The following is a 22,610-nucleotide window of genomic DNA, read 5'->3' as shown; positions in this document are numbered from 1 at the left end:
CGCCATCCTGACCTCACAACGATAAGGCGCCCCGTCGACGAGGGTGCCGCTTGAGGCGACAGACATGGCAAGACCTACCCCGGAGGCGTCCGCGCTTCCGCTCGATACCATCATGGCCGGAGACTGCGTGGCGGCGATGGATGGCCTTCCCGCGAACTCGGTCGATCTGATCTTCGCGGATCCCCCCTACAACCTGCAACTGCGCGGCGACCTGCACCGCCCGGACAATTCCCGCGTCGACGCCGTCGACGACCATTGGGACCAGTTTGAGAGCCTGCGCGCCTATGACGCCTTCTCCCGGGGCTGGATGAAATCCGCCCGCCGCGTGCTGAAGCCCGACGGCGCGATCTGGGTGATCGGCAGCTATCACAACATCTTCCGCGTCGGCACGGCACTTCAGGACCAGGGGTTCTGGCTTCTGAACGATGTCGTCTGGCGCAAGACCAACCCGATGCCGAACTTCCGCGGCAAGCGCCTGACCAACGCGCATGAGACGATGATCTGGGCGTCGAAATCCGAAGGGTCGAGATACACCTTCAACTACGAGGCGATGAAGGCCCTGAACGAGGGCGTGCAGATGCGCTCCGACTGGACCTTCCCGATCTGCACCGGACACGAGCGGCTCAAGAACGAACGCGGCGAGAAGGCGCATCCGACCCAGAAGCCCGAGGCATTGCTGCACCGGCTGCTGGTGGGCACGACCAATCCCGGCGACGTCGTGCTGGATCCGTTCTTCGGCACCGGCACCACCGGCGCGGTCGCGACCATGCTGGGCCGCCACTTCATCGGGATCGAGCGCGAGGAGGAATACCGCCAGCTCGCCGCCGAACGCATCGCCCGCGTCCGCGCCCTGCCGGCCGAGGCGTTGCAGGTCACCACTTCCAAGCGCGCCGAACCCCGCGTGCCCTTCGGCCAGCTGGTCGAGCGCGGCATGCTGCGCCCGGGCGAGGAATTGCTGTCGGGCAACGGCCGCCACCGGGCCAAGATCCGCGCCGACGGCACGTTGGCCGGCGAGGGCGTCGCCGGGTCGATCCATCAGGTCGGCGCGGCCTATGAAGGTGCGCCCAGCTGCAACGGATGGACCTACTGGCATTTCAAGCGCGAGGGGAAGGCGGTCCCGATCGACACCCTGCGCCAACAGATTCGCGACGAGATGGCCGGCTGAGGCCACCCCCGTCCGGTGTTACCGCCCGCGCCCGCTGTCCAATGTCCGGCGGGTGCAACTTGACCCCGTGTCCTTCGTGGCACGGGGTTTTTTTCAGTCGATCAACCCTTCGGACCGGAATGATATCTCGCTGTCGCGACCGATGATCATGTGGTCGTGGATCACGATGTCCAGCGCCCCGCAGGCGGCGACGATGCGGCGCGTCATCTCGATATCCTCGCGGCTGGGCGTCGGGTCGCCCGAGGGGTGGTTGTGCACCAGGATGATCGCGCTGGCCGAAAGCTCCAGCGCGCGCCGCGCCACCTCGCGCGGATAGACCGGCACGTGGTCGACCGTGCCCGAGGCCTGTTCCTCGTCGGCGATGACGGTGTTCTTGCGGTCGAGGAACAGGATGCGGAACTGTTCGGTCTTCAGATGCGCCATGGTCGTACGGCAATAGGCGATGACGTCCGACCAGGACGACAGGATGTGCCGGTTCAGCACCCGCGCCTGCCCCATCCGGTGGGCGAAGGCCTCGGCAATGCGCAGTTGCAGATAGACCTTGTCGGTCGCCCCCTCGACGCGCAGGATCTGCGGCTCGGTCGCCGCAACCACGCCGTTCAGGTCGCCAAAGGCCGCCAGCAGGCGCTTGGCCAGCGGTTTGACGTCGATCCGCGGGATCGCGTTGAACAGCAAAAGCTCCAGCAGTTCATATTCGGGCATCGCCTTGTGCCCGCCGGTCAGGAACCGGGTGCGCAGCCGTTCGCGGTGACCCCAGTAATGCGGGCGCTGGCCGCCATCGGCCCCGCGCACCATTCCCCCGCCGGCGCTGGCCTGCGGCGACAGACGGTCGGTGGGCCGGTATCGCGGCGCCCAGGCGGGTTCGGCCTGCACGCCGACCGGAACGGACCGCGCCTCAAGCTCCAGCAGACCGCGTTCGGCATCTTCGGAGAAGCCGCCGTGACGGCGTTGCGGTGGCGGGGAAAGCGGATCGAAGCCGCGATTGCCGAGCGATCCGGCGGAGCGCGCCAGGTCGCGCACATATCCCGCCAGTCCCGTTCTTCCGACACCCCACCGCTTGCCCATGCCCACCTCGCATCCTGCCTGCGGATCCGGCCTAGGACAGCAGGGTAAACGGGACGTTAACGCGGCCGGCGGGCGGGGCATACGAAAAGGGCGCCCCCGAAGGGACGCCCTTTCCACGAACGCTGGGGTTCGATCAGTCCGAAGCGGCCGCGGCGGCCAGCAGGATGATCGCCAGGATCGGAACGATGATGCCGGCCGAGGAGGACGACGTGTCCTCGACGATCACGACAGGCTCCACCGGAGCCGGAGCGGGGTTGCCCGCGAAGGCGGTGGTGGCAGCGGCCGTGAGAACGGCGGCGAGTGCGAGTTTCTTCATAGGATATCCTCCAAGATACGCCATCGGTGAGGCGACAGTTGCCACACCATATGGCACCCAAGACTGTACCTCGTGCGACTCGTTAACCAGCTACTACCGGGGTTTGCAAAGGCGAATCAGGGGCGTTTCCACAGCTTTGGAGTCCGCCTCGTCAAATTAGCAACACTTGGGTTCCGACCTTCGACATCGCGAATACCTGGGCGATATGCCGATTGTAGAGACCGATGCAGCCGGAGGAGGAGCGCCGCCCGATCTTGCGGTCGTCATGCGTCCCGTGGATCCGGTAGTAGGTCCAGGACAGGTAGAGCGCGTGGCTCCCCAGCGGATTGTCGGGCCCGGGCTCGACCACGGCGGGCCATTCGGGGTTGCGGCGGCGCATGTTGGGCGTCGGACGCCAGGTCGGGCCGACCACCTTGCGCACGACGCGCGTCCGCCCGCGGCGGGTCAGATCCTCGGATTGCGGCACCGAGGAGGGATAGATGTAATGCCGCCCGTCTTCCTGCCACATATGCAGCGCGCGGCTGCCGATATCGACGAGGATCGCGCCGTTGCGCAGGTTCGAGAAGTAGGGCCGCCAGTCCTGCGCATGGAAGCTGGCGGTGTTCCGGCGCGTGGTCGAGGACAACGACGCCTCCATCTGGACGGTGTCGGGCACGCCCTGGGCCAGGGCCGGAAGGGCCAGCCCGGTGGCGGCGGCGGTGCCGGTTGCGAGGAAGGCGCGGCGGTCGAGACGGCGCATGTGGGATCTCCTGTCAGGGCCCGGATCGCGTCCCGGGTCTTTCACGGCTTGGTCTTTCGCTAGGTCGAAATGTGTCAATCCGCAAATCAAACCCGTGAAATCGGGCAAAGTTTCGCGCGTCCTTCGGTTCCGGGCCGGTTTGCACCCGGCATCGCTCCGTTATAGTGCCGGCTGGATACGCGAAATTCCCCGAGGATTCCGATGAACCGTCGCACCGCCCTGATCCTGCTGGGATCGTCCGCCCTCGCCGCCTGTACGCCGCCGCCGCCGCAGATCGGCCCGGACGGCAACCCGCTGCCGCGGGTCACCCGCATCTCGGGCGCCGAGAAACGGCAGATCCCGTTCCGCGCGCTCGACGCCGTCAACGCGCTGCGCCAGGGCGCCGGCGCGCCCGCGCTGGAGCTGGACTCCAGGCTTTCCGCCGCCGCCGAGACCCATTCCCGCGACATGTCGCTGCAGAACCGCCCGTGGCATTTCGGCTCGGACGGCTCGTCGCCCATCGACCGGGCGCAGCGCGTGGGCTTCGACGGCCGCCTGCTGGGCGAGACCATCTCCGAGACCTACGAGACCGAGATCGAAACCGTCTCCGCCTGGATGCAGGAGGAGGGGCCCCGCCGCGTGCTCCTGGACCCCGAGGCCCGGCGCATGGGGTTCGGCCTGTATCAGGAATCGAACGGCAAGCTCTGGTATACCCTGAACGTCGGCACCTGAGGGGGCGGGACGCCCCCCAAAACGCCCGTTTCAGGCGTAGATGTCGACCGGCGTGCCGTTGCGCACCATCGCATAGACTTCGCGCATCTGGTCGTTGGTGACGGCCACGCATCCGGCGGTCCAGTCATGGCTGGCGTCGCGCTTCCTGTCGCCCCATCCGTGGATGAAGATGTCGCCGCCCGGACGCCGCCCCATGCTTGCGGCAAAGGCCCGGTCGCGCATGTTGGGATAGTCGATCCCGACCGACAGGTAGAACGCCGAGTTGGGGTTGCGCCGGTCGATGTGATACCGCCCCTCGGGCGTGCGCCCGTCGCCCTCGAACTGCTTGGGGCCGTGGGCGGTGAAACCCAGTTGCACCGGAACCACGCGGAGCGCGGTGCTCCCGTTGATCAGGAACATCCGCCGCTCGGCCTTCTGGACCACGACGCGCGTGATCTCGGGGCCGTCATAGGTGAGGATCTTGCTGCCACAGCCGGCGAGCGTCGCAGCCGCGCCGGCGCCCAGGGCGAGCGCGCCCCGTCGTGTGATGTCTGTCATGCCTGCCTGCACTCTTGTGTTGCACTGTCCGGCGCCAAAATAGCCGATTTAGCCGCGCTCGTGAACAGGCATTCGCCAGATCGCCTCAGTCGCCGCGCTCCCGTCGCAACAGGTCCGCCAGACCGACGCGGTAGTCGGGGTAGCGCAGCCGCACGCCCAGGTCGCGCTTGATGCGGTCGTTCCGCACCCGCTTCGATTCGGCATAGAAGCTGCGCGCCATGGGCGTCATCTCGGCCGTCTCGAATGCGACTTCGGGCGGCGGCGGCAGGCCCAGCAGTTTGGCCGCGTGCCCGATCACGTCCTGCGGCGGGGCCGGGTCGTCGTCGCAGACGTTGTAGACCGCCCCCGGATCGGGCCGGTCGATCGATGCCAGCAGGACCTGCGCGATGTCGTCCACGTGGATGCGGCTGAACACCTGGCCCGGCTTGACGATCCGCCGCGCGGTCCCGGCACGCACCTTTGCGAACGGCCCCCGCCCGGGCCCGTATATCCCGGCCAGCCGAAAGACGTGCAGCGGCCCGCCCAGTTCCGCCCAGGCCGCCTCGGCCGCCTCGCGCCACCGGCCCCGCCGCGTGCTGGGCGCCGGCGGCGTCGCCTCGTCCACCCAGGCCCCGCCATGGTCGCCGTAGACGCCTGTGGTCGAAAGGTAGCCGACCCAGGCCATCCGCCCAAGATGCGGCCGCAACGCATCCCCGTAGGCGCGCAAAACCGGGTCGCCATCGGCATCCGGCCCGGCCGAGGAGAGCACATGCGTCACGCGATCGAACGGCAGCGCGTCGCCGAAGATCACCGGCTCGACCCCCTCGCCGCGCAACGCCGCCGCCTTCTGGGCCGAGCGCGTGGTGCCGATCACCGTCCAGCCGCGTGCCAGCAGGAGCGGCGTCAGCGCGCGCGCCGAATAGCCATGCCCGAAGCTCAGCAGGACGCTCACAGCCGCGCCACCGCCCAACGGGCCGCGTCGGCCACCGCCGCGTCCGCGTCATCGCAGAGTGCCTGCACCGCCGGTTCGAGACGTTTCGCGCCCGAATTCCCGATCGCATAGCACACGTTCCGCACCATCCGGTCCCGCCCGATCCGCTTGATGGGCGACCCGCTGAACCGCGCGCGGAACCCCGCATCGTCCAGCGCCGCCAGCTCCGCCAAGGGCGGCGCCCGGTGGGGCCCGTGATAGCGCAGGTCGGAGGCCGCCACGGCGAACTTGTTCCAAGGGCAGACCGCCAGACAATCGTCGCAGCCATAGATCCGGTTGCCCAGACCGGGGCGCAGATCCGCCTCCACCGGCCCCCGATGCTCGATCGTGAGATATGAGATGCAGCGCCGCGCATCGAGCTGGAACGGCGCCGGGAACGCGTCCGTCGGACACACGTCCAGGCATTTCCGGCACGATCCGCAACGCTCCGCCTCGGGCGCATCGGGGGTCAGGTTCAGCGTCGTGAAGATCGCGCCCAGGAACACCCAGTTGCCGAACCCCCGGCCCAGCAGGTTCGTGTGCTTGCCCTGCCAGCCGAGTCCCGCGGCCTGCGCCAGCGGCTTTTCCATGACTGGCGCGGTGTCGACGAACACCTTCACGTCGCATCGCTCCTCGGCCACCAGCCAGCGCGCCACCCGCTTCAGCGCCTTCTTGACCACGTGGTGATAGTCGCGCCCCTGCGCATAGACGCTGATCGCCCCGCGTTCGGGCCTGTCCAGATCGCCCAGCGGATCGTGCGGCGGCGAATAGGAATGCGCCAGCATCACCACCGACCGCGCCTCGGGCCAGAGCGCCGAAGGGTCGCCGCGCCAGGCCACCCGCTCGCCCATCCAGGACATCTGCCCGTGATTGCCGTCGTCGAGATACTGCCGCAGCCGCACCCCCGCATCGGGGATCGCGTCAGGCCGGCAGACCCCCGTGGCCACGAAGCCCGCCGCCCGCGCCTCGGCGTCCAGCCGGGCGCGAAAGGTCAAAAGTCCAGGTCCGCGTAGTGCTTGGCCGGCCGGAACCCCGGCACGACGTCGGCCAGCACCGACCGGAAGGCCGGGCGCGACTTGATCTTGGCGTACCAGTCGCGCACCGCCGCGTTGCGGTTCCAGTCCACGTCCGACGAATAGTCCAGGCAGGACAGATGCGCGGCCGCCGCGAAATCCGCCATGGTCAGGTTCGGCCCCGCCAGCCAGCGCGACCGGTCCAGCAGCCAGCCCATGTAATCCAGGTGGAACTTGATCGCCTTGACCCCGTTCTTGACGTTCGCCCCGTCCGGGTAGCCCGCCCGCGTCAGCTTCTTGTTGATCCGCTCATAGACCAGCTTCGACGTCACCTCCTGGTGGAACTTGTCGTCGAACCAGGCCACCAGGCGGCGCACCTCGGCCCGCGCGGCGGGGCTGTCGGGCATCAGCGCGGGCGCGGGATGCGTCTCCTCCAGATACTCGCAAATCGCATTGGAATCGGCCAGCGTATGCCCGTCGATCCGCAACACCGGGACCTTTCCGGCGGCATTGCGGCGCAGGAACTCCGACGATGCTTCCCAATAGCGCTCGTCGATCAGCTCGACCTCCAGCTTCTTCTCGGCCAGCACCAGGCGGACCTTCCGGCAAAACGGCGACAGGGCGAAATGATGAAGCTGGATCATGCCGGCCGGGATGCCTTGTTCTCCGGGCTTTTTCAATCCTCGAAGCAGGCTGCGCGGCCGTCGGCGCGGATGGTCGCCGCCCCGTCGGCGATGGATCGGGCCCGCCGGTCCAGAAACGCCGTCGGCCGGCCGGCGTCGCGCCCCTTGGGGTCCGGCAGGACGGCCGCCATCAGGGCCGCCTGCCGCCCCGTCAGATCCGCCGCGCCCCGGTCGAAATACCGGCGCGCCGCCGCATCCACGCCGAACGCGCCCTCATCCATCTCGGCCACGTTCAGGTAGACTTCGACGATCCGCCGCTTGGGCCAAAGCGCCTCCATCAGCGGGGTCAGCACCGTCTCCAGCGCCTTGCGCGGCCAGGACCGGCCCTGCCAGAGAAACGCGTTCTTGACGACCTGCTGGCTGATGGTGGAGGCGCCGCGATTGCCGCCATCCTCGATCGCCTCGCGGATGGCATCGACGTCGAAGCCCCAGTGCCGGCAGAAATTGGCGTCCTCGGCGGCGACGAAGGACCGCGCGATCACCGGGTCCAGATCGTCCAGATCGACCCACGCCTTCTCGATCGTGCCCAACCGGCGATATTCCGACAGCATGTAGGGCGTCGTCGGCGGGTCGATCCAGCGATAGGCCAGCACCCAAAGGACCAGCGCCCCCGCCGCGACCAGCGCCCCGCGCCAGAGCCAGCGAAGCCCGCGCCGGCCGGCCCCGCGCAACCGCGCGCGCAGGCCGGGCCGCTTGGCCGCATTCTTCCGGGATGTCCGCTTCTTCGCCACGCGCCCACCAAACGGTCCGCTCCGCCGGGGTCAAGCCGATCCCCGCCCGCGCCGCCGCGGACGGGGCCGGACCGTCACCGATCCGCGACTATTCCGCCGGGATCGCGCCGGCCTCCCGCGACAGGGGGGCGGGGAGGTGGATCAGCATCTCCTTCGGACAGACCTGCAGGAAATGCCCGCGCTCCGCCTCCCAGTCCGAGAGGATCCGCCGGGCCTTCTTCGACCCGGTCTCCTCGGCATGGCGCTCAACCAGCATCCGCAGCTGCGCCTCCCAATGGTCGACGGTCACCGGGCAGGTCACCAGCGTCTCCTGGTTCATCAGGGCGGGCGCGGCGCCATCGGGGTCGTAGAGATACGCCATCCCCCCGGTCATGCCGGCCCCGAAATTCGCACCGATCGCGCCCAGGATCACCGCGACCCCGCCGGTCATGTATTCGCACCCGTTGGATCCGCAGCCCTCGATCACGACGGACGCGCCCGAATTGCGCACCGCGAACCGCTCGCCCGCGCGGCCGGCGGCGAACAGGAACCCGTCGGTCGCGCCATAGAGGACCGTGTTGCCGATGATCGTGTTCTCCGACGCCACCAGCGACGACGCCATCGGCGGGCGCACGACGATGGTGCCGCCCGACAGGCCCTTGCCGACATAATCATTGGCGTCGCCCGACACCTGAAGCTTCAGCCCCGGCGCGGCAAAGGCGCCCAGCGATTGCCCCGCCGAACCCTGCAACTTGACCGTCAGGTGGTCTGGTTGCAGCGAGTTGCGCATCCCGAACCTCGACACAATATGGCTGGAGATCCGCGTGCCGACCGTCCGGTGCGTGTTCTGCACCGCATAGGACAGCTGCATCTTCTCGCCGTCGTTCAGGAACCGCGCGGCGTCCTTCACGATCTGCGCGTCCAGCGTGTCGGCCACCGCGTTGCGCGGCTTTTCGCGGTCATAGACGATCCGGTCCGCGCCATCGACGGTGATCAGCAGCGGGTTCAGGTCGAGGTCGTCCAGATGGGCCGATCCGCGCGACACCTGCGTCAGCAGGTCCGCCCGCCCGACCACCTCGTCGAGGCTGCGCGCGCCGATCTCGGCCAGCACCTCGCGCACCTCCTGGGCGTAGAAGGTGATCAGGTTGACGACCTTGTCCGCCGTCCCGGTGAACTTCTGGCGCAGGCGCGGGTCCTGCGTGCAGACGCCGACGGGACAGGTGTTCGACTGGCACTGCCGCACCATGATGCACCCCATCGCGATCAGCGCGGCGGTGCCGATGCCGTATTCCTCGGCCCCCATCATCGCGGCCATGACGATGTCGCGGCCCGTGCGCAGGCCGCCATCGGTGCGCAGCGTCACCCGGTCGCGCAGGTTGTTCATCGCCAGGACCTGATGCGCCTCGGTCAGGCCCATCTCCCAAGGCAGGCCCGCGTATTTGATCGACGTCGCGGGCGACGCCCCGGTGCCGCCATTGTGGCCGGAAATCAGGATGACGTCCGCCTTGGCCTTGGCCACGCCCGCGGCGATGGTGCCGACGCCGGACGACGCCACCAGCTTCACCGTCACCTTGCAGCGCGGGTTGATCTGCTTGAGGTCGTAGATCAGCTGCGCCAGATCCTCGATCGAGTAGATGTCGTGATGCGGCGGCGGGCTGATCAGCGTCACGCCCTTGGTCGAATGCCGCAGCCGCGCGATCAGGTCGGTGACCTTCATCCCCGGCAGCTGCCCGCCCTCGCCGGGCTTGGCGCCCTGCGCGACCTTGATCTCCAGCTCCTCGCAATGGTTCAGGTATTCGGCCGTGACGCCGAAGCGCCCCGACGCCACCTGCTTGATCTTGGCCGACGGGTTGTCGCCGTTCGGCTCGGGCACGAAATGCGCCGGATCCTCGCCGCCCTCGCCGGAATCCGACTTGGCGCCGATCCGGTTCATTGCCACGTTCAGGAGCTTGTGCGCCTCCGGCGACAGCGCGCCCAGCGACATGCCCGGCGTCACGAATCGCTTTCGGATCGCGGTGATCGACTCGACCTCCTCGATCGGGATCGGCGCGCCCTTGGGCTTGATCGCCAGCAGATCGCGCAGGTGGATCGGCGGGTTCGCCTGCATCGCGGCCGAGAACTGCTTCCACAGCTCATAGCTGCCCCGGTCGCAGGCCGCCTGCAGCATGTGCATCGTCTGCGCCTCCCAGGCGTGCTTCTCGCCCGAGCGCCGGGCCTTGTAGAAGCCGCCGATGGGCAGCACGTTCGACACGCCGGCCCAGCCCGCCGCATGCACCGCCTCCAGCTTGCGCTGGATGCCGTTCGTCCCGATCCCCGAGATCCGCGAGAGCATGCCGGGGAAGAACTCCGCCACCATTGCCCGGCTCAGGCCCACCGCCTCGAAGTTGAGGCCGCCGCGATAGGACGACACGACCGAGATGCCCATCTTGGCCATGATCTTCAGAAGGCCCGCATCCACCGCCGCGCGGTAGCGCGCCACCGCCTCGTCCAGGCTGCAATCGAGCAGACCCTTCCCGATCCGGTCGGCCAGGCTGTCCTGCGCCAGGTACGGGTTCACCGTCGTCGCGCCGCAGCCGATCAGGACGGCGAAGTAATGCGGGTCGATGCATTCCGCCGACCGCACGTTGATCGAACAGAACGTCCGAAGGCCCTTGCGCGTCAGCCAGGAATGCACCGCGCTGGTGGCCAGGATCATCGGCATCGGCACCCGGTCCGGGCCCTGCATCCGGTCGGTCAGCACGATATGCCCCGCGCCCGAACGCACGGCGTCCTCGGCCTCCGCCCGGATCCGGTCGAGACCGGCGCGCAGGCTGCCCAGCTCGCCGCCCGCGGGGAAGGTGCAGTCGATGGTGACGGCGTTGTCCTCGAAATGCTCGAACATCGCCTGGAACTGGGCGTTGCCCACGAACGGGCTCTCCAGCATCAGGATCTCGGTCTGGCTGCCATCCTCGTCCAGCACGTTCTTGAGGTTGCCGAACCGCGTCTTCAGGCTCATCACCCGAAACTCGCGCAGGCTGTCGATGGGCGGGTTCGTGACCTGGCTGAACGACTGCCGGAAGAAATGGCTCAATGGGCGGTACTTCTCCGACAGGACGGCGCTGGGCGTGTCGTCCCCCATCGAGGCCAGCGCCTCCTTTCCGTCCTCGGCCATCGGCGCCAGGATCTGCTCCAGCTCCTCCACCGAATAGCCGGCCGCGACCTGCCGCGACCGCAGCTCGGCGCCCGAATGGACGGCATGCTCGGTCACGCCGGCGGTCACCGCCTCCAGGTCGGTGATCCGCTCCACCCAGTCGCCGAAGGGGCGCTCGGCGGCGAGCCGGTCCTTCATCTCGCGGTCGTGGAACAGCCCGCCCGTCTCCATGTCGACGGCGATCATCTGCCCAGGGCCGAGCGCACCCTTCTCGACCACCGATGCCTCGTCCACCGGCACCATGCCGGCCTCGGACCCCGCGATCAGCATCCCGTCGCCCGACACGACATAGCGCATCGGACGCAGCCCGTTCCGGTCCAGGCCCGCGCAGACCCAGCGCCCGTCGGTCATGGCCAGCGCGGCCGGCCCGTCCCAGGGCTCGATCACCGCGTTGCAATAGGAATACATGTCCCGCCACGCCTCGGGCAGCTCCACCGCCTGGCGCGACCAGCTCTCGGGGACCAGCATCGTCTTGGCCATCGGCGCGCTGCGCCCGGCACGGACCATCACCTCGAACACCGAATCCAGCGCCGCCGAATCCGATGCGCCCTTGGGCACGATCGGCTTGATGTCCTCGGCCCAGTCCCCGAAGGTCGACGACGCCATGCGGATCTCGTGGCTCCGCATCCAGTTGACGTTGCCCTTCAGCGTGTTGATCTCGCCGTTATGGGCCAGCATGCGGAACGGCTGGGCCAGCCACCATTGCGGGAAGGTGTTGGTCGAATAGCGCTGGTGATAGATCGCGAAGGCGCTCTCGAACCGGGCGTCCTGCAGGTCGGGATAGAACTCCGCCACGTCCTGCGCCAGCATCATTCCCTTGTAGATCACGCCCCGACAGGACAGCGACGCCAGATACAGCCCCGGGATCTGCGCCGCGATCGCCGCCTTCTCGATCCGCCGCCGGATGACGTAGAGTTCCCGCTCGAACGTGTCTTCGTCCACGCCCTTCACGTTGGAGATCAGGATCTGCTCGATCTCGGGCCGGGTCGCGTTCGCCTTCTCGCCCAGCACCTCGATGTTCACCGGCACGTGGCGCCAGCCATAGATGTAGTAGCCCATCCGCAGGACCTCGGTCTCCACGATGGTGCGGCACATCTCCTGCGCGCCGAAATCGTTGCGCGGCAGAAAGACCTGGCCCACGGCGATGCGCAGACCCTCGTGCGGCTCATGCCCGGTGCGGCGGATCTGGTCGCGGAAGAACTCGACCGGGATCTGCACATGGATGCCCGCGCCGTCGCCGGTCTTGCCATCGGCATCGACCGCGCCCCGATGCCACACCGCCTTCAGCGCCTCGATCCCGGCCTCGACCACGCGGCGCGACCGGGTGCCGTCGATGTTGACCACGAGGCCCACCCCGCAGGAGGCGTGCTCCGCTTCGCCACGGTACAGGCTCGTCTCGCCCATCGCGGCCCGGCGCTCGACCTCGGCCCGTTCGAATTCGCTGAAATAATGGGTCATGGTCATCCTCCGTTCGGGGCAAGCGCGCCGATGGTCAGCCAATAGGCCTCGGCGGGGGGAATCTGGAAAAAGCCGGCATCGTCCGTCCGCACCGCCTCGCGGTAGGCGTCCAGCCCGTCGGCGAAGGCCGCGCGGTCGAAGGCCACGCCGTCCGCGCGCGTGCAACCGGCAAGCGCGACCTCGTCGAAGGGCGCATGGGGCACCAGGCGCGGGTCGGGCCCGTCGGCCAGCAATTGCAGGTGCAGGATCGTACGTTCCGGCGTCACCTCGGCGCCCGCAAGCTCGCTCAGCAGGTCGGTGCGGCCGACGGTCGCCATCACGTCGGGCAGACCCTCCGGCCCGGGGCAGCGGAAGCTCTCGCCGATATTCTGCGCCGCCACCGGCGCGGCCGTCAGGGCCAGGATCAGGGTCGCGACATGTCTCACGGGTCGTCTCCTTCCACGAAGGGTTTCCGGGCCTCGTACTCCGCGCGCGTGGCGGTACGGTGTTCGCCTGCCAGCCGCGCCCAGACCGGCGCCCGGTCGATATAGATCTCCGAGATCAGCGGGAACTCCCGCGCCCCAGCGAAGGCGCCCGGCGCGAACTCGTAGGGCACGGCGTCGCCGTCGTCGCGGAACCACAGGTGGCTGCCGCAGGCCGGGCAGAAGGCCCGCTCCGCGAAGCCCGAAGATCGGTAACGCGACACGTCGCCCGTCACCGTCACCGCATCGGCATCCGCATCGAACCCGGCGAAGACCGTCCCGGCCCAGCGCCGGCACATCGCGCAGTGGCATGCGCCGACCGCAGCCGTGTAGCCGCCGTCGATCTGCAGCCGCACGGCACCGCAAAGGCACCGCCCCTCCAGCTTCCCGGTCTCGCGATACTGCGACGTATCCATCACGCCAACCTCCTGCCATAGCGCGCATAGAGCGCGTCCACCCGTGTCCGCCGTCCCCGCAGGATCGCGTCGATCACCCGCGCCAGCAGCCCCGCCTCCTTCAACGCGCCGGCCACATTGTGCCGCCCCCGCGGCAGCACCCAGCGATGCACCCGCTTCCCCTCGGGCACCAGTGCCAGATGGGCCACGTCCTCGGCGCAGCCCGCACCCGCCGTCAGGTAATACTGCGTCCGCGTGCCGGCAAAGGTGTCGGCGACGCAGCGTTCGGGCATCTCGTCCGCGATCTCGGGCCAGCGCGCATCGTCCAGCAGGCCGCGGTCCAGCGTGACCTGCGGGCTGAACGCGATGGCCCGCGCCACGCGTAGGTCGCGCGGCAACAGAAGCGCGCCATAGCCGCCCATCGAATTGCCCAGCGTCATGACCTCCAGCGCACCGACGCTCGCACGGACCTCGCGCACCATTCGCACGATCTTGCGCCAGAGGCCCGGCGCCGCGTACCAGGAGGCCTGCCGGTCGGTCACGAACAGGACGCTGTTCTCGCCCCCGTGCGAGGCGGAGCCGGCGAACTCGTCCGGCGGCTGCCCGCCGAAACCCGCCTTGCGCCCGGTGAAGACCACGACCAGCCGATGTGCCGTCCCGGGCAGCAGGCGCAGCGTCAGTTCCGCATCCTCGTAGACCGTCTCGACCGGTCGCGGCGCGGCGTTCACGTCAAGACACCAGCGAACGCGTCAGCAGGGCTGACCGATTGCGCCGCGCGCATACCGTGCTCCGGTGCATGGGGGGTGCACGCGGGGTGCACGCCCGGCACCGCCCCGGCGCGGGGCGCCGCGGCCCGCCGCCGCATGCCGGATGCATGGCTCGAATAATTCGCTTGGCCCGCGCGCCGTTCCATGCCGGGTCACTCCGCCGCGATCACGCGGTTCAGCGCGCCGAACCGCTCCAGGATCGCCTCGGCCGCCTCGCGCCCGTCGCGGATGGCCCAGACCACCAGCGACGCGCCGCGCACGATGTCGCCCACCGCATAGACCCCGTCCAGCGGCGTCTCGTGAGTGCGGAAATCGGCCTTGATCGTGCCCCAGCGGGTCACTTCCAGCTCGGGTCTGGACCACAGCGTCGGCAGCTCCTCGGGCTCGAAGCCCAGCGCCTTGATGACCAGGTCCGCCCCTTCGACGTAGTCGGCCCCCTCGATCAGTTCCGGCGCCTGCCGCCCCGTCGCATCCGGCTCGCCCAGACGCATCCGCTGGACGGTCACGCCGCTGACGACACGATGCGCTGTGGCGATGCCCTCGCCCTCCTCGGCCACGGCGCCGGGTCCCAGCGCCACGCCGCCCTTCATCGCCGCCGCCGAGCCGGCTTCGAACCCGGCGGGCGCGGTCAGCCAGACGAACTCGACGCCCTCCTCCTCGGCATTTGCCACCTCGCGTTGCGATCCCGGCATGTTGGCCTTGTCGCGGCGGTAAAGGCATTTCACGCTGGTCGCGCCCTGCCGGATGGCGGTGCGGACGCAATCCATCGCCGTGTCGCCGCCGCCGATCACGACGACGCGCTTGCCCTCGGCGTTCAATTCCCCGCTGTCGAACTCGGGCACGTCGTCGCCGAAACTCTTGCGGTTGCTGGCCGTCAGATAGTCGATGGCCCGGACGATGCCGCCCGCGTCGTGGTTGTCGCCATCCAGTTCGCGCGACTTGTAGACGCCCGTGGCCACGATGACGGCGTCATGCGTGTCGCGGATCTCGTCGAAGGTGATGTCGCGCCCGACCTCGGTGTTCAGCCGGAACTCCACCCCGCCCTCGGCCAGCTGGTCGTTGCGGCGCATCACCACGTCCTTCTCCAGCTTGAAGCCGGGGATGCCGTAGGTCATCAGCCCGCCCGCACGGTCGTAGCGGTCATAGACCGTGACCTGCACGCCGGCCCGGCGCAGCAGGTCCGCCGCGGCCAGACCGCCCGGCCCCGCGCCGATGATGCCCACGCTCTCCTCGCGTTCGGCATGCGGCGCGATCCTGGGGACCCAGCCCTCCTCGAAGGCGGTGTCGGTGATGTATTTCTCGACCGCACCGATGGTCACGGTGCCATGCCCCGACTGCTCGATCACGCAGTTGCCTTCACAAAGCCGGTCCTGCGGGCAGATCCGGCCGCAGATCTCGGGGAAAGTGTTGGTGGCTTGGCTGACCTCGTAAGCTTCCTGCAGGCGTCCTTCGGCCACCAGGCGCAGCCAGTCCGGGATGTCGTTGTGCAGCGGGCAATGGCTCTGGCAATAGGGCACGCCGCACTGGCTGCAGCGCCCGGCTTGCTCGGCGGCGCGCTCGGCCGCAAACTCGCGATAGATCTCGCCGAAATCCTCCTTGCGGGCCACGGCATCGCGCTTCTCGGGCGTCTGCCGCTCGACGGTCACGAACCGGAGCATCTTGCTGGTCGCCATCCATACCTCCATCCAGTCGGGCCCGCATAACCGAGGGGATGGGGGATATAAAGACAGCAACGCTGACCCAATTCCACTTTCCGATGCGGCGCATCGGCCCATTGTGCGGAATCTTGCAGCATAAAAGATCCGATGCGGACCTATCAGCCGTCTTTCGTCCGTCACGTCCCTGCACCATTGTGCGCCAAAAAGGACGAATCGGGCATGGCTCTCTGGCATCTCATCATACTCGCCCTGATCCAGGGCGTGACCGAGTTCCTGCCGGTCTCTTCCTCGGGGCACCTGATCCTGCTGCCGGCCCTGACCGGAATGGACGATCAAGGACTTTTTTTGGACGTCGCGCTCCATATCGGAACGCTCGGCGCGGTCATCCTCTATTTCCGCACCGACGTCGCCCGCGCCCTGGCCGGTATCGCGGGCCTTCTGCGTCGGAGATGGGGACCGGACGAACGCCTGGCCCTTGGCCTTGCCATCGCCACCGTGCCCGTCGCCGTCGCGGGACTGGCGATCAAGCTGACGATCGGCACCGACGCCCTCCGCTCGGTCGCGGTGATCGGCTGGGCCATGCTGGGATTCGGCCTGCTCCTGTGGTGGTTCGACCGCCACGGGCCGCAGACGAAGACCGCCGCCGACTGGACGCCGGGCCAGGCGTTCAGGCTTGGCCTCTGGCAGGCGGTCGCGCTCATCCCCGGGACGTCCCGCTCAGGCATCTGCATCACCGGGGCCCGGGCCATGGGGTACGAGCGCCATGACGCCGCCCGCCTGGCCATGCTGATGTCGATCCCGACGATCCTGGCGTCAGGCACCCTGCTGATGATCGACGCCGCGGGGGCGACCGATGCGGCGGTGCTGCGCGACGCGGGCCTCGCCGCGCTTCTCTCCTTCGGCGCGGCCCTTGCGGCGCTGGCCCTGATGATGCGGTTGCTGCGCTCGGTCAGCTTCACGCCCTACGTGATCTACCGCGTCGCACTCGGCATCCTGCTGCTGGGCTGGGCCTATCTCTAGGCCGGGATTACCCGGGCAGGTGCGGCGACGGGAAAGGCCTCGGTCTCCGACAGGCCGGTTGCGCGCGCCGACACCAGCACCGCCCAGGCGCCGAACAGGTTCGCCGCGATCGCCGCCGCCAGGACCCCGGCATAGCCGAACAGCAAGACGCCGATCCAGGCCAGCGGCACGAAGACCACGAGCACCCGCGTCAGCGACAATATCATCGCATGCCGCGCCTTGGAGATCGCGTTCAGCGCCGCATTGCCCGTCACGAGGAACCCGAACCCGAAGATCGACCAGCCGACCACGCGCAGGTAGGACGCCGCCGCCGCGGTGCTGTCCTCGCCCGCCCCGAAGGCGCGCGCGATCGGGTCAGCGAAGAGCGTCAGCGCCATCGCAACCAGCAACCCGTAGCCCAGCGAGAACCACAGGCAGAGCCGCAGCGCCTCGCGCGCCCGGTCGTGCCGACCCGCGCCCCAGTTCTGGCCCACCACCGGCCCGATCCCCGAGGACAGCGCCAGCAGCGGGACCGACACGACCGCCTGCACCCGTATCGCGGCACCGAAGCCGCCGACATAGGCCGCGCCCACGACCGCCACCGCCGCGGTGACCAGCGCCGTGCCGGCCGGGTTGATCGCGTTCGACATGGCCGCGGGTCCGGCCACCGCAGCGATGTTGCGGGCGTTGCGCCAGATGTCCTTCACTGGCCTGGAACAGGGCTGCAGGATGCCGGACCGCAGGGCGATCGCGGTGGCCAGCCCGCTGCCGGCGACCATGGCGACCAGGGTCCCGAGCGCGGCGCCCGCGATGCCCAGTTCCGGCGACGGGCCGAGGCCCAGGATGAAGACCGGCGTCGCCGCGACGTTCACCACGGCCGAGACCACCATGACCGTGGCCGAACTGACCCCACTGCCATGGGCGCGGAAGATCGCGTTGATCAGCATCATCAGGACCAGGAACGGGAACGACACGCACCAGAGCGGGGTGTAGCGCAGCGCGGCATCCAGCACGTCGTCCCGCGCCCCGAGGGCCGACAGCAGCGGCCCGTCCAGAAGCCAGAACAGCAGCGCCGCCAGGCTGGCCAGGACCAGCCCCAGGCCAAGCGCATGCAGGCCGCGCCGGGTCACGTCGTCATCGCCGTCGCGGCGGCCGAGCGCTTGGCTGATGATCGCGCTCGCCCCCGCGGACAGGCCGATGGAGAGCGATGTGATCGCCATCGTGACCGGGTAGACGAAACCGACCGCCGCCAGTGCCTCGGACGAGACCTTGGCCAGGAAATAGGCGTCGATCAGACCCGTCGAAAGCACGGCGAAGATGCCCAGCACCATCGGCGCGGTCAGACTGGCGAGGGCCTTCCAGACCGGCCCCTCGGTCAGATCGCGGCGGATCGCGGCCATCGAATGTCCCCCTGATACGGCGCAGGACCTAGCGCGGCAGGGTCCGATGTCAGGTCTTCAGGTTCCGCGCGCTTTCCTTGATCTCGGCATATTGGCCCGAGGGGCGGAACCGCCACAGGTAGTCGGGCAGCACCGCCTCCATCGCCATGGGCTGTATCCCAAGCTCGGCGAAGCCGGGATGTTCGCCCGTGACGATGTTGTCGCGCGCCAGGTTGCGGACCTGATCGCGCGTCAGGATGCCGTTGTGGAACAGCCCGCCGGTGACTGTCTGCCCCAGGTCGAGTAACCAGGCCATGATCCGCGCCACGAAGAACGGCACCGGCAGCAGGAGCGCGCGGCGGCGGATCGTCCGCAGCATCACCTGCATGAGTTCGCGGAACGTATCCACGTCCGGCCCGCCCAACTCGTAGATGCCGGGCCGGGCCGATCCTTCCACGGCCATCTCGGCGGCGGCGGCGACGTCGTCGACGAAGACGGGCTGGAACCGCGTGCGCCCGCCCACCAGCGGCAGTATCGGCGCCATCCGGGCCATGCCGGCGAACCGATTGAAGAACGCGTCCTCGGGCCCGAAGATGATCGACGGCCGCAAGATCACGGCGTCGGGCTGATGCTCCAGCACGCCGCGCTCGCCGGCGGCCTTGGTCCGGGCGTATTCGCTGTCGCTGTCGACGCCGGCGCCGATCGCGCTGATCTGGACCATGCGTCCGATCCCCTCGGCAGCGGCGAGGCGCGCAATCCGCGCCGCGCCCTCGGCCTGGACGGCCTCGAACCCGTTCTTGCCCGACGGCGCCAGCACGCCCACGCAGTTGACCACCGCATCCGCCCCCGAGAGCGCGGCGGCGACGCTGGCATCGTCGCGGATGTTGGCGAAGACCGGCTCCACCTGTCCGACGCTACCGTACATGCGCACGAAATGCGCCTCGTTCGGGCGGCGCACGGCGACGCGGATCCGCCAGCCCCGCTTGGCGAGACGGCGCGCGACGTAGCGGCCGACGAAGCCGGAGCCGCCGAAGATGGTGACGAGCTTCTGCATGGAACGCCCTCCTGATAGCCCGGCCCGGATACCGGGCGCAGCGGGGCCGGGCAAGTGCGCCAATTTTCGCACCCGACCGATTGACAGTCCCCCGAGCCGGATATACGCACCCCGCACCGTGGATGCCCAGGTGGCGGAATTGGTAGACGCGCTGGCTTCAGGTGCCAGTTCTCGCAAGGGAGTGGAAGTTCGAGTCTTCTCCTGGGCACCACGGTCTACCCCCCAGAATATTCCGATCCGACGGCGCGGGGCACCGTTCTGGATTTCGCCTTTTCGGGTCCTACACTCCTGTAATCGTTGACCGGCATGTGCGTCGCGTCGACGCAAGCCCATCGGAGTAGCCTGACCATGACCCGTCTCACCGCCGCCCTTCTGACAACGTGCCTCGGCCTGCCCGCCCTGCCGCTTGCCGCGCAGGAAGCCCCGCTGACCGTCGCCATGCACTACACCCAGGAACAGGCGGCCCCGCTGATCGCCTGCCTCGACGCCTACGACGTGCCGGCGGAGTACCAGCAGATCAGCTATGGCGACTATCTGCAGACGGTGCTGACCGGGCGCCTGGCCGGACAGTCGCCCGACATCTACAACGTCTACTCGATCTGGGCCGCGCAGATGGTCGACAACGACGTGCTGGCCACCCCGCCCGAGGCGGTCCAGTCCTTCGTGCGGGACGGCTATTCCGGCGGGACGGTCGACGCGGCCACCATCGACGGCACGCTCTGGGGCGTGCCGACCGAAGTGTCGGTCTACATGCTCGTCTCGAACATGGCGCTGCTGCGCGCGGCCGGCTTCGACGCCCCGCCCACCACCTGGGAGACGCTGCGCGAGATCGCCGAGGCCGTGACCACGACCAACGAGCAGGGCCGGACCGAGACGGCGGGCTTCGCCTTCGCCGAGTCGTCATCCGGCGCCGGGATGGTGCATCCGTTCTATGCGCTGTTCTTCTCGGAAGGCGGCGACGTCTATTCCGACGACCGGACCGAGGCCAACCTGGACGGAGAGGCCGGGCGCACGGCGCTGGACAACATGGCCGGGCTGGTTCGCGACGGGATCGCGGACCTGTCGGTCGATGCCTACGACTTCCCCGCGGGCGGCATCGGCATGATGATCATGGCCAACTGGTACGAAAGCGCGATCCGCGAAGGGCTGGGCGACGGGTTCCAGGACGTCGTCGTCAGCCAGATCCCGATGGGCGAGGACTGGAAGACGCTGCAATACGCGTTCTTCATGGGGGTCGACTCGGCCTCGGACCGCCAGGAGGCGGCGTGGGAGTTGGTGCGGCATCTGAATGCGCCGCAGGGCGACGCGCCGTCCTGCGTGGCACAGATGCTGGACGGGCTGGGTGCGCTGACGGCCTCGACCGCCGACACGGCCGCCCTGCCCGCGGCCGACGCCTTCACCCAGCCCTATGTCGACGCGCTGGCCGGGGACCGTGCCGTCAGCCAGCCCAACGTCATGCAGGCCGCTGAGATCGAGCGGATGATGGCGCAGACCTTCGAGGAGGTCCTGGCCGGCGAGCGCGAGACCGATCCGGCGCTTGAGGCGCTGGACGCCGAGATCGAGGACATCCTCTTCGAGTTCTATTGACCCGATGCGCCGGGGCTTCGACCCCGGCGGCGGCGGCGCGGCGCCCTGGATCTTCCTGGCGCCGCTGCTGGCCTTCGCCGTCATCTTCCTGCTCATCCCGCTGGGCTTCTCGGTCTGGCTGGGATTTACCCGCTGGAACCCCCTGGGCACGCCCGACTGGGTCGGGCTGCGGCAGTTCGAATACCTGCTGACGCGGGACGAGGATTTCCTGCGGTCGCTGGTCAACACCTTCGTCTTCGCCGGCGGTTTCGTCGCCATCGGCGTGCCGCTGGCGCTGGGCCTCGCGTTCCTGTTCAGCCGGGCGCGGGGGCGGGCGGTCTGGCGGTCGATCTACTATCTGCCGCAGCTGACCAACATCGTGGCCATCGCCTATCTGTGGCAGTTCGTGCTGGACGACCGCTATGGCGTGATCAACCGGATGCTGGGCGCGGTCGGCCTACGTGGTCCGGACTGGTTGACCGATCCGACGATGGCGCTGATCTCGGTCATCCTGGTGATGATCTGGTACGACGCGGGCAAGAACATGCTGATCTTCTCGGCCGCGATGGAGGGGATCGACCGTGAGATCTACGACGCGGCCACCCTCGACGGGGCCAAGGGATGGCGGACGCTCCGTTCAATCACGTTGCCGATGATCCGGCCCGCGCTGGTGTTCGTGACCATCACCTCCTTCATCACCGGCATGGGCTTCTTCGCCCTGGTGCTGGCGATGACCGGCGGCGGGCCGCGCGGCGCGACCGAGGTGACGGCGCTCTATGCCTACGAGATGGCCTTTGCCGACTTGCGCATGGGGCGCGCCTCGGCGGCGGCGCTGATCCTTTTCGCGATCATCGCGGCGCTGTCGGCGCTGCAGTTCCGCGCCCTTCGGGACCGGACGTGATCGCCGTGCTGAAATACACGGGCCTGACCTTCGGGGCAGCGCTGATGATCCTGCCTTTCGCGGACATGTTCATCGGCGCGTTGCGCGGGCCCCGGGACGTGTTCGCCACACCGCCGCGTTACTGGCCGTCGGATCCGCAATGGGGGATCTACGCGCGGGTGTTCCGCGAATTGCCGATGGGGGCGTGGCTGTTCAACTCGGTCGTCGTGACCGTCACCATCACCGCCCTGCAGGTGGTGACGTCAACCATGGCGGGCTACGCGCTCGCCCGGTTTCGCTTCGCCGGGAACGGCACGATCTTCCGGCTGGTCGTGGGTGCGCAGATGTTTCCCTTCTTCCTGTTCATCATTCCGATCTTCTTCATCCTGCGCTTCGCGCCGCTGATGGGGGGCAACGACATCATGGGCCAAGGCGGCTCGGGCCTGCTGGGCACATACGCCGCGCTGATCCTGCCCTTCGCGGTCACTTGGTACGGCGTCTTCCTGATGCGCCAGTTCTTCCTGACGATCCCGCCCGACCTGGCCGAGGCGGCGCGGCTCGACGGCGCGGGCGAGTTCCGCATCTTCCGCTCGATCATGCTGCCGCTGGTCAAGCCGGCCTTGGCGACGCTGACGATGTTCGCCTTCGTCTATCACTGGAACGAGTTCATCTGGACAATGACCGTGACGCGCACCGCGCCCGAGTTGCAGACCTTGCCGGTCGGCATCTACCTGTTGCAGGGCGCGTTCGAGGATCTCGACCAGAAGGCGCTGCAGCAGGCGGCGCTGGCGATCTCGATCCTGCCGGTGATCGTGCTGTTCGGGCTGCTGCAGCGCCTGTTCGTCTCCGCCGACATCGCGAGCGGCGTGAAATAGCGCCGCCTTGCGCCACCACCCGCGCCCGGTCTAAGCCCCG

At 68.7% G+C, this 22,610-nt stretch carries 21 protein-coding genes and 1 tRNA gene; 7 read left to right on the top strand and 15 right to left on the bottom strand.

The features are described from left to right. Window positions 1-64 precede the first annotated feature (64 nt). The gene (locus tag MWU52_RS13430) at window positions 65-1,165 is read left to right on the top strand and encodes a site-specific DNA-methyltransferase (RefSeq protein ID WP_246953083.1); all 1,101 of its coding nucleotides are present in this window, start codon (window positions 65-67) and stop codon (window positions 1,163-1,165) included. A 93-nt stretch (window positions 1,166-1,258) separates the two neighbouring features. On the opposite strand, the gene radC is transcribed toward MWU52_RS13430, so the two are convergent. The 3 genes from radC to MWU52_RS13415 all read right to left on the bottom strand — a co-directional run bounded on the left by radC (window position 1,259) and on the right by MWU52_RS13415 (window position 3,285). Beyond that, a complete protein-coding gene (gene radC, locus MWU52_RS13425; RefSeq protein ID WP_246954583.1) occupies window positions 1,259-1,960 on the bottom strand; it encodes a DNA repair protein RadC in 702 nt (233 codons plus the stop codon). Window positions 1,961-2,363: 403 nt separating this feature from the next. Then, the gene (locus tag MWU52_RS13420; RefSeq protein ID WP_246953081.1) at window positions 2,364-2,546 is read right to left on the bottom strand and encodes a hypothetical protein; all 183 of its coding nucleotides are present in this window, start codon (window positions 2,544-2,546) and stop codon (window positions 2,364-2,366) included. A 151-nt stretch (window positions 2,547-2,697) separates the two neighbouring features. Continuing rightward, entirely contained in the window at window positions 2,698-3,285 is a 588-nt protein-coding gene (locus tag MWU52_RS13415; protein ID WP_246953080.1) for a L,D-transpeptidase, read from the bottom strand. A 201-nt stretch (window positions 3,286-3,486) separates the two neighbouring features. On the opposite strand from MWU52_RS13415, the gene MWU52_RS13410 reads away from it, so the two are divergent. Beyond that, the gene (locus MWU52_RS13410) at window positions 3,487-3,996 is read left to right on the top strand and encodes a CAP domain-containing protein (protein WP_246953078.1); all 510 of its coding nucleotides are present in this window, start codon (window positions 3,487-3,489) and stop codon (window positions 3,994-3,996) included. A 30-nt stretch (window positions 3,997-4,026) separates the two neighbouring features. Here MWU52_RS13410 and MWU52_RS13405 read toward each other — a convergent pair whose 3' ends face one another. The 10 genes from MWU52_RS13405 to MWU52_RS13360 form a co-directional block, all read right to left on the bottom strand. Further along, window positions 4,027-4,533 carry a L,D-transpeptidase family protein gene (locus tag MWU52_RS13405; protein ID WP_246953076.1) on the bottom strand — a complete coding sequence of 169 codons (507 nt, stop codon included), beginning with the start codon at window positions 4,531-4,533 and terminating at the stop codon, window positions 4,027-4,029. Between the two features lie 85 nt (window positions 4,534-4,618). Continuing rightward, the gene (locus MWU52_RS13400) at window positions 4,619-5,464 is read right to left on the bottom strand and encodes an SDR family oxidoreductase (protein WP_246953074.1); all 846 of its coding nucleotides are present in this window, start codon (window positions 5,462-5,464) and stop codon (window positions 4,619-4,621) included. After that, complete coding sequence (gene queG / locus MWU52_RS13395; RefSeq protein WP_246953072.1) at window positions 5,461-6,477, bottom strand: tRNA epoxyqueuosine(34) reductase QueG; 1,017 nt, start codon at window positions 6,475-6,477, stop codon at window positions 5,461-5,463. The genes MWU52_RS13400 and queG overlap by 4 nt, the downstream gene beginning before the upstream one ends. Continuing rightward, a complete protein-coding gene (locus tag MWU52_RS13390; protein ID WP_246953070.1) occupies window positions 6,474-7,139 on the bottom strand; it encodes a glutathione S-transferase family protein in 666 nt (221 codons plus the stop codon). The genes queG and MWU52_RS13390 overlap by 4 nt, the downstream gene beginning before the upstream one ends. Before the next feature lie 32 nt (window positions 7,140-7,171). Then, on the bottom strand, window positions 7,172-7,909 hold the full coding sequence (gene mtgA, locus MWU52_RS13385) for a monofunctional biosynthetic peptidoglycan transglycosylase (RefSeq protein WP_246953067.1): 738 nt from the start codon (window positions 7,907-7,909) through the stop codon (window positions 7,172-7,174). Window positions 7,910-7,997: 88 nt separating this feature from the next. After that, complete coding sequence (gltB, locus tag MWU52_RS13380) at window positions 7,998-12,536, bottom strand: glutamate synthase large subunit (RefSeq protein WP_246953066.1); 4,539 nt, start codon at window positions 12,534-12,536, stop codon at window positions 7,998-8,000. Between the two features lie 2 nt (window positions 12,537-12,538). Next, entirely contained in the window at window positions 12,539-12,961 is a 423-nt protein-coding gene (locus tag MWU52_RS13375) for a hypothetical protein (RefSeq protein WP_246953064.1), read from the bottom strand. Further along, a complete protein-coding gene (locus tag MWU52_RS13370; protein ID WP_246954581.1) occupies window positions 12,958-13,413 on the bottom strand; it encodes a GFA family protein in 456 nt (151 codons plus the stop codon). The genes MWU52_RS13375 and MWU52_RS13370 overlap by 4 nt, the downstream gene beginning before the upstream one ends. After that, the gene (locus tag MWU52_RS13365) at window positions 13,413-14,120 is read right to left on the bottom strand and encodes a hypothetical protein (protein WP_246953062.1); all 708 of its coding nucleotides are present in this window, start codon (window positions 14,118-14,120) and stop codon (window positions 13,413-13,415) included. Before MWU52_RS13365 ends, MWU52_RS13370 begins: the two co-directional genes overlap by 1 nt. 191 nt (window positions 14,121-14,311) lie before the next feature. Continuing rightward, window positions 14,312-15,832 (bottom strand): NAD(P)-dependent oxidoreductase, encoded by a 1,521-nt coding sequence (locus tag MWU52_RS13360; protein ID WP_246953060.1) that lies wholly within the window; start codon window positions 15,830-15,832, stop codon window positions 14,312-14,314. Between the two features lie 204 nt (window positions 15,833-16,036). Here MWU52_RS13360 and MWU52_RS13355 point away from each other — a divergent pair, with 204 nt between their 5' ends. After that, window positions 16,037-16,837 (top strand): undecaprenyl-diphosphate phosphatase, encoded by an 801-nt coding sequence (locus MWU52_RS13355; RefSeq protein WP_246953058.1) that lies wholly within the window; start codon window positions 16,037-16,039, stop codon window positions 16,835-16,837. Here the strand turns inward: MWU52_RS13355 and MWU52_RS13350 are convergent. Then, window positions 16,834-18,216 (bottom strand): MATE family efflux transporter, encoded by a 1,383-nt coding sequence (locus tag MWU52_RS13350; protein WP_246953056.1) that lies wholly within the window; start codon window positions 18,214-18,216, stop codon window positions 16,834-16,836. The two genes, MWU52_RS13355 and MWU52_RS13350, sit on opposite strands and share 4 nt — an antisense overlap. 49 nt (window positions 18,217-18,265) lie before the next feature. After that, entirely contained in the window at window positions 18,266-19,249 is a 984-nt protein-coding gene (locus tag MWU52_RS13345) for a complex I NDUFA9 subunit family protein (protein ID WP_246953054.1), read from the bottom strand. A gap of 124 nt (window positions 19,250-19,373) precedes the next feature. Between MWU52_RS13345 and MWU52_RS13340 the strand changes: the two genes are divergently transcribed. From MWU52_RS13340 to MWU52_RS13325, 4 genes are all read left to right on the top strand, one after another. Beyond that, window positions 19,374-19,460: transfer RNA gene (locus MWU52_RS13340), tRNA-Leu, on the top strand. A gap of 137 nt (window positions 19,461-19,597) precedes the next feature. After that, on the top strand, window positions 19,598-20,836 hold the full coding sequence (locus tag MWU52_RS13335) for an extracellular solute-binding protein (protein WP_246953052.1): 1,239 nt from the start codon (window positions 19,598-19,600) through the stop codon (window positions 20,834-20,836). Between the two features lie 4 nt (window positions 20,837-20,840). After that, a complete protein-coding gene (locus MWU52_RS13330; protein WP_246953050.1) occupies window positions 20,841-21,716 on the top strand; it encodes a sugar ABC transporter permease in 876 nt (291 codons plus the stop codon). A 5-nt stretch (window positions 21,717-21,721) separates the two neighbouring features. Then, window positions 21,722-22,570 carry a carbohydrate ABC transporter permease gene (locus tag MWU52_RS13325; protein WP_246953048.1) on the top strand — a complete coding sequence of 283 codons (849 nt, stop codon included), beginning with the start codon at window positions 21,722-21,724 and terminating at the stop codon, window positions 22,568-22,570. Window positions 22,571-22,610 lie beyond the last annotated feature (40 nt).

Source organism: Jannaschia sp. S6380 (genome assembly GCF_023015695.1).
Classification (GTDB): domain Bacteria; phylum Pseudomonadota; class Alphaproteobacteria; order Rhodobacterales; family Rhodobacteraceae; genus Jannaschia.
Note: the sequence above shows the minus strand (reverse complement) of the source record. Positions and strands in the feature narration are given on the sequence as shown.

Bases quoted from the DNA above. Each gene is read 5' to 3' on its own strand.
- MWU52_RS13355 (WP_246953058.1), top strand. From the start codon at position 16,037: ATGGCTCTCTGGCATCTCATCATACTCGCCCTGATCCAGGGCGTGACC.
- MWU52_RS13330 (WP_246953050.1), top strand. From the start codon at position 20,841: ATGCGCCGGGGCTTCGACCCCGGCGGCGGCGGCGCGGCGCCCTGGATC.
- MWU52_RS13410 (WP_246953078.1), top strand. From the start codon at position 3,487: ATGAACCGTCGCACCGCCCTGATCCTGCTGGGATCGTCCGCCCTCGCC.
- radC (WP_246954583.1), bottom strand. From the start codon at position 1,960: ATGGTGCGCGGGGCCGATGGCGGCCAGCGCCCGCATTACTGGGGTCAC.
- MWU52_RS13370 (WP_246954581.1), bottom strand. From the start codon at position 13,413: ATGGATACGTCGCAGTATCGCGAGACCGGGAAGCTGGAGGGGCGGTGC.
- MWU52_RS13405 (WP_246953076.1), bottom strand. From the start codon at position 4,533: ATGACAGACATCACACGACGGGGCGCGCTCGCCCTGGGCGCCGGCGCG.
- MWU52_RS13390 (WP_246953070.1), bottom strand. From the start codon at position 7,139: ATGATCCAGCTTCATCATTTCGCCCTGTCGCCGTTTTGCCGGAAGGTC.
- MWU52_RS13350 (WP_246953056.1), bottom strand. From the start codon at position 18,216: ATGGCCGCGATCCGCCGCGATCTGACCGAGGGGCCGGTCTGGAAGGCC.
- MWU52_RS13420 (WP_246953081.1), bottom strand. From the start codon at position 2,546: ATGAAGAAACTCGCACTCGCCGCCGTTCTCACGGCCGCTGCCACCACC.
- MWU52_RS13415 (WP_246953080.1), bottom strand. From the start codon at position 3,285: ATGCGCCGTCTCGACCGCCGCGCCTTCCTCGCAACCGGCACCGCCGCC.
- MWU52_RS13430 (WP_246953083.1), top strand. From the start codon at position 65: ATGGCAAGACCTACCCCGGAGGCGTCCGCGCTTCCGCTCGATACCATC.
- gltB (WP_246953066.1), bottom strand. From the start codon at position 12,536: ATGACCCATTATTTCAGCGAATTCGAACGGGCCGAGGTCGAGCGCCGG.
- MWU52_RS13345 (WP_246953054.1), bottom strand. From the start codon at position 19,249: ATGCAGAAGCTCGTCACCATCTTCGGCGGCTCCGGCTTCGTCGGCCGC.
- MWU52_RS13360 (WP_246953060.1), bottom strand. From the start codon at position 15,832: ATGGCGACCAGCAAGATGCTCCGGTTCGTGACCGTCGAGCGGCAGACG.
- MWU52_RS13335 (WP_246953052.1), top strand. From the start codon at position 19,598: ATGACCCGTCTCACCGCCGCCCTTCTGACAACGTGCCTCGGCCTGCCC.